An 11,136-nucleotide genomic window follows, 5' to 3' on the forward strand; every position below is an offset into this window, starting at 1 on the left:
ATCGAGCTTTGCCCAGGTCGCCGGCGGTGGCTTCAACATGATGGTGGCGGCCAGCCGCACCGGCAGGCAGGTGGTGTTCGGCGGCCAACTCGGCAGCGGGCCCAATGGCGATTTCCTGCGCGCTGCTTTCATAGCCGAGGGTATCGAGACACTGACGCCGCCATCGCCCGTGATGGACAGCGGCAACTGCGTCGCCATGATCTCGAGCGACGCCGAACGCACCTTCGTGTCGTGGCCTGGTGCGGAGAGCGTTCTCAGCCTCGACATGATGGCGCCGGTCGCGGTGGCGCCGGGAGACTGGGTGTTCACCTCCGGCTACACGCTGAGCTACCCTAAGAGTCGCGATGCGCTCACTGATTGGATCGAGGCGCTGCCGGCAGGTATTCCCTTCGTCTTCGACCCGACGCCGGTCATCACGGACATTCCGCGTCCCATCCTGTCGCGGGTGCTTGCCCGCACCACATGGCTGAGCTGCAACACGACGGAAGCCGCCGAGATTGCCGGCCCAGGCGATGTCGAGGGCCTCGCGGTACGGCTGCTGGGCGACCACTGCCCGAAAGCAGCGGGCGTGGTCATCCGCTCCGGGGCAAAGGGTTGCCATATCAGGTTGGCCGACGGCACGGCGCAGACCGTTGCCGGCTTCAAAGTCACCGCCATCGACACCAATGGCGCCGGCGACACCCATATCGGTGCTTTCGTCAGCGCGCTGGCGCACGGCATCCCGCCCTTCGAGGCAGCGCGCTATGCCAATGCGGCAGCGGCCATATCGGTCACCCGCCATGGCGGCTCGTCGGCGCCGACCGACCACCAAATCCAGACATTCCTGAGCCATGCCGCCGACCCGTCGGGAGCAGGCCGGACACAGAAGGCCAATGCATAACAGCTGGAAAGCCTGACAAGCCCGGGAACCGGGCAAACCCACAGAGAGGAACCAACCATGCGCATGCCTGACTTGACTGCTCTGCTGACGGCGACCGCCGTCTTTACCTCCGCACTCGCGTTCGCTGCCAAGGCTGACGAAGTGCATGTGCTCAACTGGAAGGGATACGGCGCCGACGAACCATGGGCGGTGGAGGCTTTCGAAAAAGCGACCGGCAACAAGGTCGTCAACGACTTCTTCAATTCCGAACAGGAAATGCTGACCAAGATCCGGACCAATCCCGGCCTCTACGACGTGGTCATGATCAATGCCGCCTTCAACGACCAGGCGATGGACGGCAAACTGATCCAGCCGATCGACGTCTCCAAATTGCCGAACTACGCCGACATCAGCAAGGACAAGGCGGGATCGCCGATGCTCGTCCATGACGGCAAGGTCTATGGCGTGCCGTGGGTGTGGGGCCTCACCGCGCTCGCCATTAACGACAAATCCTTCGACAAGCCGCCGACGAGCATCGCCGAGATGTGGGATGCCGCCCATAAGGGCCGCGTCGTCATTCGCGACGATGCCGTCGAAGCGGTGCAGTTCGGCGCCATCGCAACGGGCCAGAACATCAACGACATCAAGGATATGGATGCGGTCAAGGCGAAGCTCACCTCGTTGATGCCGCAGATCAAGACCTTCTGGAGTTCGGAGAACGACTGGAACCAGATGGTCGCCTCCAACCAGATCGACATCGGCACCTACTGGAGCGGCTCGGCCGATCGCGCCAAGACGCATTTCAAATTGCCGGTCTCTCTGGTCGTGCCGCAGGAGGGTGCCGTCGCCTGGCTCGACGCGTTTTCCATTCCGGTCGGCGCCAAGAACGTCGCCGGCGCCGAGGCTTTCATCAACTACATGATCGACCCGAAATTCTACGTCGAATGGGTCACCAAGGTCGGTGCTCCTGTCTCCGCCAACACCAAGGCGGTGGAAGCGCTGCCCGAGGATGCCTTCAACCGCAAGGTCATGGGCGACCCCGAGGTGGCCAAACGCATCCAGTTCCAGGCGCCGATCACCGATGCCCAGCGCGAAGCCTATCTGGCGCTGTGGCAGCAGTTGAAGGTCGACGTGAAATAGAGCCAACATCCCGGCCAGCCGGCGGTTCGCGCCGGCTGGCGTTTCAATCCTGGGGGAGGGTATCATGGCAGCTGCGACAGCGTCGCGAAGCGGGCTGAGATCGGCATTGCCGCTGCTGGCGCCAGCCTATCTCTGGCTGACGGTGGCGATCTTCCTGCCGCTCTCGGCCATGGTCTTTTTCTCGTTCATGACCGAGCTGCCGCTGTCGGGAAAGCCGTGGACATTCACCCTTGGCAACTATGCCACCTTCTTCTCGCAAAGCCTCTATCTGACACTGCTGCTGGCCTCACTGCGGCTTGGCCTCGAAGTGACGCTGTGGTGCGTCGTCATCGGCTATCCCGCCGCTTACGTGCTCGCCAAAGTGCTGAAGGGGCGCAGCCGCGAGGCGATCTTCCTGCTCGTCATCTTGCCGTTCTGGTCGAACGGGCTGGTGCGCATCTTTTCCTGGGCGATGGTTTTGCGCGAGGGCGGCATTCTCGACACCGCGCTCAACGCCGTGCTGCCGTTCAAGATCAACATCGACCTGATGTATTCCTATCCAGCCGTCATCATCGGGCTGGTGCATTCCTACGTGCCTTACATGGTGCTGACCTGCTATCTCACGCTGCAGGCGATCGATGACTCCCTGATTGAGGCCGGGCGTTCGCTTGGCGCTTCACGGCTACAGGTGCTGAAGCGGGTGATCATCCCGCTGTCGATGCCCGGATTGGTCGCGGGTGCGGCCCTGATCTTCGTCCCCGTCGTCGGCTCGTTCATGGAGCCGCGCATCCTCGGCGGTCGCACCGGCACCTTCTACGGCACGGTCATCGAGGACCAGTTCGTCGCCGTGTTCAACTGGCCGCTCGGTGCCGCGCTTTCCTTCATCCTGCTGGCCGTGGTGCTGGTCATCCTGGCGGTGGCGTCGCCGGTGCTGCGGAGGGCCGCGTGATGGCGACGACCCGCGTCCTCGAATGGCTTGGCCGCTTCTACATCGGTCTGCTGCTCGCCCTCCTCTATCTGCCGATCATCATCATGGCGCTGATGTCGTTCAACGTCTCGCCCTTCTACCAATTGCCGTTCGAATGGACGACCGAATGGTACGCTTCGCTGTGGCAGAACGACCAGCTGATCGCCGCCACCTGGAACAGCGTCGAGATCGCCGTCATCACCACCGTCATCTGTGTCGTGCTCGGCTCGGCGGCATCGCTGGCGCTCTATCGCTATGAGTTTCGCGGCAAGAAATTCCTGCAGGCGCTGTTGTTTCCGCCGATCGCCATTCCGTGGCTGATCACCGGCACGGCGATGCTGATCTTCTTTTTCGGCGTCGGCATCGGTCGCGGGCTGCATGCGATCCTGCTTGGCCATGTCGCACTGGCGCTGCCCTATGTCATCGTCGTCGTCTCGGCCCGGCTGCAGACCTTCGCGCCGGAGCTGGAAGAGGCGGCACGCTCGCTCGGCGCCAACCAGTGGCAGGTAACGAGGCGCGTCACGCTGCCTTGGATCATGCCAGGCGTTATTGCCGGAGGGCTGTTTGCGTTTGCAGTGTCGTTCGACCAGTTCGTGGTGTCCTATTTCCTGGCGACGCCTGGGCAGACGACGCTGCCGGTGGAAATCTACGCCGCGATCCGCAAAGGATTCACGCCCGAGATCAATGCGGTCTCGACGATCATCATTGTCGTGTCGATGGCGCTGATGCTGCTCACGGCGCGGTTCTTCAAATTCGGCGGAGAGAAATAATGGCCGGCGTGCAGGTATCTGATGTCTCGCGCAGTTTCGGCGCACACAAGGCGCTGGACAATGTCTCCATCGATTTCGCCGATGGCGGGTTCTATGCGCTGCTGGGGCCGTCGGGCAGCGGCAAGACCACGCTGCTGCGCCAGATTGCCGGTTTCGATTTTCCCGATTCGGGCCGCATCACCATCGGCGGCGAGAGCGTCGAGCGGGTGCCGGTCGAAAAGCGGCGCATCGGCATGGTGTTCCAGAACTATGCGCTGTTTCCCAATATGAGCGTCGCCGACAATGTCGCCTTCGGCCTGTCGGTGCGCGGCGAGGCCAAGGCGGTGATTGCAACGGAGGTGCAGCGCGCGCTCGATCTGGTGCAGCTCGGCAAGCTTGGTGGCCGCCGGCCGCACCAACTCTCCGGCGGGCAGCGGCAGCGTGTGGCTCTCGCCCGCGCTATCGTCACCAAGCCGCGCGTGCTTTTGCTCGACGAGCCGCTCGGCGCGCTCGACAAGGCGCTGCGCGTCGATATGCAGATCGAGCTCAAGCGCATCCAGCGCGAGATCGGCATCACCACCATCTTCGTCACGCACGACCAGGAAGAAGCGCTGACGATGAGCGACCGCATCGGCATATTGCGCGACGGCAGGCTGGTGCAGGAGGGGCCGCCGGAGGAGATCTATAACAGGCCGAAGAGCGAGTTCGCCGCCACCTTCCTCGGCGACGCCAACATTTTTCGCGGCGACAGCACGGGCGATGGCATCCGGCTGGCGGACGGAACGGCGATTGCCGCTGGTGTGGGTGCCAAGCTTGCCGCCGGCGCCAAGGCGAGCTGTGCCGTGCGGCCCGAACGCATCCGCATCGCCAGGGATGCCGGAGCACCGGATGGCAACGCCAACATGCTCAAGGGACAGGTTTCCAAGCGCATCTTCGCCGGCAGCAACAGCACCTATTTCGTCGAGCGTGCTGGTCAGACGTTGAAAGTGATTGTGCAGAATACCGGCATGGAACGGCTGGCAGAAGGTCAGGATGTCGTGCTGCGCTGGTCGCCTGAAAGCACGGTGTTGATCGCGGCGAACTGATCCTCACCGGGTCTTGCCAGACCGTCCGCAATCAGGGACAGCATAGACGGGCACGACCCGGAGCATACCGATGACCCTGGAACTGACTGCACGCGACCGATCCATGCTCGACGGCGAGCATGGCCTGTCAGCGGCTGCTGCCATGAAAATCCTGGTCGCCTTTTCCAATGCGATCGGGGCAGGTCGTCTGCTCGACATTGCCGGCGCGCATATCGATGGTTGTCTCTACCATGGCAAGGCCGGTCTCGATTTCGTCGAGCGGCTGGTCGAAGGTGGCGGCCGCGTGCAGGTGCCGACGACGCTGAATGTCGGGTCGTTCGATCTCATCCATCCCGGCATGGTGAAATTGCCGGCGGCCGAAGAGGTGCCGGCGCGACGGTTGATGAAGGCGCATATGGAGCTCGGCTGCCAGGCGACATTCACCTGCGCGCCCTACCAGACGCGCTTCCGGCCGAGCTTTGGGCAGCAGATCGCCTGGGGTGAGTCCAACGCCATCGTCTTTGCCAATTCGGTGATTGGCGCGCGCACCAACCGCTATGGCGATTTCATCGATCTGTGCTGCGCCATGACCGGGCGCGCGCCGGCCTGGGGTCTGCATCTGAGCGAGAACCGGCGCGGCCGGATCTTGTTCGAACTGGCCTTTGCCGACCCCGAGCCGAGCGACAGCCTGTTCGTCGGCATCGGACTTGTCATCGGGCAGGCGAGCGGCGACCGCATTCCGGTGATTGCCGGCCTGCCGCAACCGCGCGACGAGGACCAGCTGAAGGCGTTGGGCGCGGCGGCGGCAACGACGGGTGCTGTGGCGCTGTTCCATGCGGTCGGCATCACGCCGGAAGCGATGACGCTCGACGAGGCGTTCCAGGGTCATGCGCCTGACGAGACGATCCGCATCAGCCGCGCCGACATCGATCATGCGCTGGCCAGGCTATCGACCGTGCCCGATGGCGCGCCGCTGGCGGCCGTGTCGCTCGGCACGCCGCATTTTTCGCATGAGGAATGGATGCGACTGTTGCCGTTGCTGCGCGAGGCAGCACCGGGTAGGCGCATTCCGATCTATGTCAACACCGGCCGCGCGACGCTGACGCGATTGCAGGAGGAGGGCGCGCTGGCCGGTATGGAGGCGTTCGGCCTGATCCCGGTCGCCGATACCTGCACCTATGTCACATCGATCCTGGAACGCCTCGATGGCGTGGTGATGACCAATTCCGGCAAATGGGCGCACTACGCACCCGGCAATATCGGTGTGTCCGTCGCCTTCGCCGAGATGCGGGATTGCATCCGCTCTGCTGCGGCCGGGCATGTTGTGCGGAGCGCGTCATGACGCGACCGGTGGAACGAACCGGCACTTTCCAGCTGGCCGGTGACGCTGAGGGTCAGGCGCTGGTGTTTTCGCAACCGCTCAGCTTCTGGGGCGGTATCGATGCCGAGACCGGCGAGATAACAGACCATTCGCACCCCGGCCTCGGCCGAAATGTCGCTGGCAGGATTTTGGTCATGCCGAGCGGGCGCGGCTCGTCGTCTTCATCCTCGGTCCTGGCCGAGGCGATCCGCAGGGGCACGGCGCCGGCCGGTATTCTTCTGGAGCGGCCGGACCCGATCCTGGCGGTCGGTGCCATCGTTGCCGAATTTCTTTATGACATCCGCATGCCGCTGGTGGTGTGCGATATTTCGAACCTTGTCTCCGGTGATCAAATTGATATCGGCATCGGCAAAGACCGCGGGCCGATCATCAGAGTTCACCCCGCCATCAATCCGGCAGAGCCACGCCGCCAATAGGCCGCCGCCAGCGTTTGATCGCGACCAAGCCCCAGCGTGTCGCGCCAACATTCGCGCACGATCTTGGCGGCAGCGGCTTCCGCCGCGAACCAGCCGAAGGCCGAACCGTCCTGCGGCCACGCCACCGAGCGGACAGCCTCGGCCAGCAGTCTGTCCTCGCCCGCCGCCACGCCATCCCGTGTCAGCCAATGAACCTCGATGCCCGTGCCATTGTTGATCGCTTGTCTTTCACCATCATTGGCGATCTCGACGAAGGCGACGCCTTTTGTCCCGGCCGGTAGCGTCTCCAGCAGCCGAGCCAGCGCCGGCAAGCCGGTTTCGTCGGCGCCCATGACGTACCATTCTGCCTGCCGCACCGGACGGCCGACCGGGCCCATGATGCCAACCTTCATGCTGGGCGCGGCCTGCATGGCCCAGGCGGAGCCGACGCTCTCGCCGGGATGGATCAGGAAGTCGACATCGATGATGCCCTTTTCCACGTCGAGCGCGCGGATGGTGTAGACGCGCGCCACTGGGCGCCGGTCGTCGGTGGGCCAGACCGGTAAGCCATTGCCGCCCAGCACCGGCCACAGCGGATCGGGGACGTCCCTGGTCGGAAACAGCATGCGGATATGCATGCCGCCGAACTTGGCGAAGCGCGAGAGGTTCTCGCCGGTCAGACGAATGCGGCGCATATTCGGAGTGAGGTCGCGAACATCGGTCACCACCATCTCGCGGAACTGGGCGAGGCTGGTTTCGCCTGAGAGATCGCCGGTCCAGACGATCTCGGGGTTTTCCTCCTTGGCGTAGACCTGTACGGCTGTGGCGAGCAGGTCCTTGATACGGGCGAGCCCGTCGCGGTCGGCAGCATTGGCCCGCATCACCAGCCGCTCCATGTCGAACGAGGCGCCGCCGAAGGCAAAGCGGAAATCGATGCGCTGTCCCTGATGCGAAGCATCGGCCTCGAAGCTCCGCAGCCTGTCGGAGATGCTGTCCATGTAGTCCGGCAGACGCCGCAGGTTGAGCCGTGCCTCGCAGGCCAGTTCACGCACCGATGCTTCGTTCATTGTCAGCCTCCGATCCTGCCGGTGAGGCCCACCTTGAAGGTGCGGCCCTTGCCCTGTTCTGTTGCCGCCGAGGTCGACCATGCGCTTTGCGGATCGGTGTAGGCGGTGTTGAAGATGTTATCGACGCCGAAATCGAGCTTGAGGTTGTCGTTGACGCGCCAGTTGGCGAAGACATTGACCAGATCGAAACCGTCATCGACGACCGGCACGGCGTTGGGATTGGTGCGGCTGGTGCGGGTGATCTTGCCGACGCTGAGATATTGCGCGCCGACGGTGAGCTGGTCCTCCAGCATGCGGAAGCCGATCGTGGCCGAGAAGCGGTCGAGCGGCGTGTTGTTCAACGCCTGGCCGGAATAGACGCCGCTGACGACCTTGGCGTCGATCAGCGCGCCGGAGAGGTTCACGAAACCCCAGCCATAATCATAAACCATCTCGGCCTCTACGCCCTTCAGGCGTGCGTCGCCGATGTTGATTGCCGTGCGCGGCAGCACGGTGAGGTCGACGTCGATGTAATCCTCGACGTCAGTGTGGAAAACGTTGACCTTGGCGCGCAGCCGATCACCCGCCGTCAGCACATCGTCATATTTCACGTTGACGCCGGCCTCCCAGTTCTTTGCCGTCTCGGGCTGCAGCAGAAGATTGGGCCGATATGTATCACCGCCGCCATGCGCGCCGCCGCCACGGAAGACATCCTGCAGACCCGGCGCCCGGTAGCCTTCGGAATAGGTGCCATAGAGCTGGAAGCCATCGAATGGCGTGACGCCGACGGTGAGGCGCGGCGACCAACGATCGCCGGAGATCGAGGCTTCCTGCGGTGACGGGATGCGCGTCTCGCCATCGAGCTGGTAGCCGTCATAGCGCATCGCCGCGATGACCTGCAGCCAATCCCCGTAATCGCCCTGCCACTGCAGGAAGCCGCCATAACCCTGCTGTTGGCCAGCGCCGAAATGCGCCGCTTCCGAGGAGGCCTCGAGATAGTAGTAGTCGAGTCCGTAGGTCAGCGTATGTGCTAGTCCCCAGACGTCGAAACGCGAGGAGTTCTTCACATTGAAACCTGTCGTGGCCACGTCGTAGAAGCGGAAATTGCCGATCGCCGAGGTCGGCCAGACCTGCGTCTGCTCGGCGCGGGTGCGGTTGTGATAGGCATTGGCGCTGAAGTCGATCAGCGCGTTGTCGTCGGGCTTCCAGGTGTAAGCGGCGGTGTAGGTCTGGTTGGTGGTGTCGGTGTCATAGCGGCTCAGGGTCGGCGAGGTCGAGCCGCTCGATCCGGTGATCTGGTCGTTGTAGCGCTGCAGGATGGCGCCGAGCTTCAGCTCATGGCCATCGGCCGGCCGCAACGTCGCCTTCAGATAGCCGCTGGTCACCCGCTCGCCGGTCCATGGCACGGTGTCGCCATTGCCATCGGTGTAGCTGTCGCGGTCGCGGTAGATGAGGTTGCCGATGATATCGGCATCGTCGCTGAAGCGGTAGGCACCGGTGGTGCTGGTGGTGAAGCCGTCGCCATTGTCCTCGTAGCCGAGCTTCTCGCTCAGCGCCCAGCGCTCATCCTTCTTGAGGAAATCGCCGGCATCCTTGGTCTCGAAGGAGACGACGCCGCCGATGCCGCCGGAACCATAGGCATTCGAGACCGGACCGCGAATGACGGTGGCTTCCTTGATCAGGTCGGGTTCGACATAGAACGAGCCAGAGCCATGACCGACGCGCCAGTAGTCCTGGCGGGCGCCGTCGAGGGTGACGACGACGCGGCCATATTGCTCCAGGCCGCGGATGTTGATGGCGGTTGCGGGATCGTCGCCATTCATCGAGGCAGCGACGCCCGGTGTGGTGCGGAAGATGTCGGCGGCTGTGTCGGGCTGGATGCGGTCGAGTTCGTCCTGATCGACGGCGCTGATGGCGGCCATCGATTCGATCACCGCCGTTTTGATCATCGTTGCCGAGATGGTGATCACGTCGAGCATCGTCGCCGGCTGGTTCTGCGCGACACTGGCCGGCGCCAGGCGGCCGGTCTTGGCGGCGGCCTTTTTCTCCCGGTCCTGTTCCTGCGCGCTGGCAAGAGGCACGGCGCAGAGGCCGAGCACGAAGGCGAGCGCCGTGCTCGCCATCGATGTCGTGTTTGTTGTCGTTGTCATGCAGCCCCCAAGCAAAAGCAAAACTGCTGGCGGTGGCTGAGCGGCCTTGGCTGGCATTATTGAAAATCCCTCAACCAGTCAGGTCAGGGCATGGGTCACATATTTAAACATGATGACATAAGTCAACTTTAAATTTATAGCCGACCATCCTCGAGAAGCATCTGGCACGGGAACAGCGGCATGGTTGGCAGTTTAGGCGAAGGCAAGACGACCCACTGGTCGCAACCGGGCAGGATCGCGGCGGTGCTGCTTCTGGCACTGGCGGTGCTGGCGCCTTCCTGCGGCTTCAAGGCGCTGGCCGCCGAGACCGTTGTCGATGCGCTGGGACGAACCGTCGTGCCGGGCGCGGCGACCCGGATCGTGACGCTCGGTTCCGACGTCACCGAGATCGTCCACGCGCTGGGCGCCGGCGGGCGAATCGTCGCTATTGATCGCGGCAGCAAATATCCGCCTGAAGTCGCGCAAAAACCCAATGTCGGCTACCGCCGCCAGCTTTCGGTCGAGGGGCTGGCCAGCCTGCGACCCGACCTGATCCTGGCCGCAGAAGACAGCGGGCCTCCTGAAGCGGTCGAGGTGCTGAAGTCGCTGGCAATTCCGATCGTCTTGGTCCCGCAGGACAACAGCCCGCAAGGCATCGAGCACAAGATCACGTTGATCGCCGCCAGCCTTGGGCTCGAGGACAAGGGCAAGGCGGTTTCCGCCGAGGTGCTCACCGCCTTTCAGGCTGCCGCGGATCTGGCGTCGCAAATTCCGCCGGAGCGGCGCAAGAAGGTGGTGTTCTTCCATGGCCTGGTACGTCTGAGCGCTGCCGGCGCGGGTACTTCTGCCGACGCCATCATCCGCTATGCCGGCGGCCTCAACCCTATGGACATCGTACAGGGCTACAAGGCGGCGTCGGAGGAAAAACTGATCGAGATGGCGCCTGACGTCATCCTGATGATGGGCGACGGCAAGGGCGGGCCGTCGGCCGAGCTGGTGTTCGGCAACCGCGCGCTGGCGGCAACGCCGGCGGCAGCCAAGAAGGCGCTGGTCGTGCTCGACGGCGCCTACATGATCGGCTTCGGCCCGCGCACATCGGATGCGATCCGCGACCTGGCGAAAGCGCTCTATCCGGAAGGGGAATGACGTCGCGAAAATCGCAAGACGGTTCGGCTGGGCAGTACAATTTCGTCGCCGAACCCCGTTGCGCTTCATAAATGCTGTCCGTCCGGATTTCTCCGGATCGGCTTCCGCCCGAACAAACTTGGCGGCTCGGCCTGAAACATTGGCACGATATTCTAAGCCGCGCGGTTGACCGTGAATGCGCTCTCCAGCCTATAATTATACTAAATTCATAGACTAACTGCGAGCGCTCGGAGCGCTCGCATCTTGGCCTGTGAAAATGGTTGCACAAGGGAGCGCATCGA

At 63.5% G+C, this 11,136-nt stretch carries 10 protein-coding genes; 8 read left to right on the plus strand and 2 right to left on the minus strand.

Annotated features, from left to right (window positions below; all coding sequences use genetic code 11):
- The 7 genes from EN969_RS04275 to EN969_RS04305 form a co-directional block, all read left to right on the plus strand.
- Positions 1–880 (plus strand): PfkB family carbohydrate kinase (locus EN969_RS04275; protein WP_127418999.1); only part of this gene is annotated, 880 nt, incomplete at its 5' end.
- 57 nt (positions 881–937) lie between these two features.
- The gene (locus EN969_RS04280; RefSeq protein WP_013530805.1) at positions 938–1,999 is read left to right on the plus strand and encodes an ABC transporter substrate-binding protein; all 1,062 of its coding nucleotides are present in this window, start codon (positions 938–940) and stop codon (positions 1,997–1,999) included.
- 64 nt (positions 2,000–2,063) lie between these two features.
- A complete protein-coding gene (locus tag EN969_RS04285; protein ID WP_013530806.1) occupies positions 2,064–2,927 on the plus strand; it encodes an ABC transporter permease in 864 nt (287 codons plus the stop codon).
- Positions 2,927–3,715 (plus strand): ABC transporter permease, encoded by a 789-nt coding sequence (locus tag EN969_RS04290; RefSeq protein WP_063168550.1) that lies wholly within the window; start codon positions 2,927–2,929, stop codon positions 3,713–3,715. The genes EN969_RS04285 and EN969_RS04290 overlap by 1 nt, the downstream gene beginning before the upstream one ends.
- Entirely contained in the window at positions 3,715–4,779 is a 1,065-nt protein-coding gene (locus EN969_RS04295; protein WP_063168549.1) for an ABC transporter ATP-binding protein, read from the plus strand. Before EN969_RS04290 ends, EN969_RS04295 begins: the two co-directional genes overlap by 1 nt.
- Before the next feature lie 70 nt (positions 4,780–4,849).
- Positions 4,850–6,100, plus strand: coding sequence for an aconitase X (locus EN969_RS04300; RefSeq protein WP_063168548.1), 1,251 nt, complete (start codon positions 4,850–4,852; stop codon positions 6,098–6,100).
- Positions 6,097–6,555, plus strand: a complete 459-nt coding sequence (locus EN969_RS04305) for a DUF126 domain-containing protein (protein WP_013530810.1) — start codon at positions 6,097–6,099, stop codon at positions 6,553–6,555. Before EN969_RS04300 ends, EN969_RS04305 begins: the two co-directional genes overlap by 4 nt.
- On the opposite strand, the gene EN969_RS04310 is transcribed toward EN969_RS04305, so the two are convergent.
- Positions 6,516–7,601: a siderophore-interacting protein gene (locus tag EN969_RS04310; RefSeq protein WP_063168547.1), complete on the minus strand. Its 1,086-nt coding sequence runs from the start codon at positions 7,599–7,601 to the stop codon at positions 6,516–6,518. The genes EN969_RS04305 and EN969_RS04310 overlap by 40 nt on opposite strands.
- Positions 7,602–7,603: 2 nt before the next feature.
- Positions 7,604–9,730, minus strand: a complete 2,127-nt coding sequence (locus EN969_RS04315; RefSeq protein ID WP_063168546.1) for a TonB-dependent hemoglobin/transferrin/lactoferrin family receptor — start codon at positions 9,728–9,730, stop codon at positions 7,604–7,606.
- A 180-nt stretch (positions 9,731–9,910) separates the two neighbouring features.
- On the opposite strand from EN969_RS04315, the gene EN969_RS04320 reads away from it, so the two are divergent.
- The gene (locus EN969_RS04320) at positions 9,911–10,855 is read left to right on the plus strand and encodes an ABC transporter substrate-binding protein (protein ID WP_063168545.1); all 945 of its coding nucleotides are present in this window, start codon (positions 9,911–9,913) and stop codon (positions 10,853–10,855) included.
- The last annotated feature ends 281 nt before the right edge of the window (positions 10,856–11,136 follow it).

It is taken from the genome of Mesorhizobium sp. M7A.F.Ca.CA.003.01.2.1, assembly GCF_003998945.1.
Lineage (GTDB): Bacteria > Pseudomonadota > Alphaproteobacteria > Rhizobiales > Rhizobiaceae > Mesorhizobium > Mesorhizobium ciceri.

Coding starts and splice junctions, on each gene's coding strand:
- EN969_RS04280 (WP_013530805.1), top strand. CDS start 938: ATGCGCATGCCTGACTTGACTGCTCTGCTGACGGCGACCGCCGTCTTT.
- EN969_RS04285 (WP_013530806.1), top strand. CDS start 2,064: ATGGCAGCTGCGACAGCGTCGCGAAGCGGGCTGAGATCGGCATTGCCG.
- EN969_RS04290 (WP_063168550.1), top strand. CDS start 2,927: ATGGCGACGACCCGCGTCCTCGAATGGCTTGGCCGCTTCTACATCGGT.
- EN969_RS04295 (WP_063168549.1), top strand. CDS start 3,715: ATGGCCGGCGTGCAGGTATCTGATGTCTCGCGCAGTTTCGGCGCACAC.
- EN969_RS04300 (WP_063168548.1), top strand. CDS start 4,850: ATGACCCTGGAACTGACTGCACGCGACCGATCCATGCTCGACGGCGAG.
- EN969_RS04305 (WP_013530810.1), top strand. CDS start 6,097: ATGACGCGACCGGTGGAACGAACCGGCACTTTCCAGCTGGCCGGTGAC.
- EN969_RS04310 (WP_063168547.1), bottom strand. CDS start 7,601: ATGAACGAAGCATCGGTGCGTGAACTGGCCTGCGAGGCACGGCTCAAC.
- EN969_RS04315 (WP_063168546.1), bottom strand. CDS start 9,730: ATGACAACGACAACAAACACGACATCGATGGCGAGCACGGCGCTCGCC.
- EN969_RS04320 (WP_063168545.1), top strand. CDS start 9,911: ATGGTTGGCAGTTTAGGCGAAGGCAAGACGACCCACTGGTCGCAACCG.